This is a genomic window from Bradyrhizobium sp. IC3123 (genome assembly GCF_020193625.1).
GTDB classification, from domain to species: domain Bacteria; phylum Pseudomonadota; class Alphaproteobacteria; order Rhizobiales; family Xanthobacteraceae; genus Bradyrhizobium; species Bradyrhizobium yuanmingense.
In genome coordinates this window covers 1-437 of record NZ_JADYVF010000065.1, presented here as the reverse complement: position 1 = coordinate 437, position 437 = coordinate 1, and the positions used below count along the sequence as shown (strand labels likewise).

1 pseudogene is annotated in these 437 nt (G+C 33.2%); it reads right to left on the bottom strand.

Annotated elements, in window-relative coordinates:
• A pseudogene (cap8G, locus tag I6F20_RS38645) lies at positions 1-437 on the bottom strand (type 8 capsular polysaccharide synthesis protein Cap8G); the annotation flags it as partial.

Below are 437 nucleotides of genomic sequence, written 5' to 3'. Positions count from 1 at the left end.
GAATAAATCACAGGCATTTTATACTTTTTGGCAATATCATTTATCGCATTCATTAATGATTTAAAATTCTTTTCATTATCGATATTCTCTTCTCTATGCGCAGATACTAAAATGTATTGTTGCGGTTCTAATCCTAGTTTATTTAAAACGTCACTGTGATTAATTTTATCTCGATGCGCTTCTATCACTTCTGTCATCGGTGATCCTGTCACAAAGATATTCGCTTTATTGAAGCCTTCATCTAATAAATAACGTCTGCTATGTTCCGTATAAGGTAGATTCACATCACTGACATGGTCAACAATTTTACGATTGATTTCTTCAGGTACATTCTGATCAAAGCATCTATTACCCGCTTCCATGTGGAATACAGGAATTTTTAATCGTTTAGCAGATACTGCTGCTAAACAACTATTTGTATCACCAAGAATTAAAAG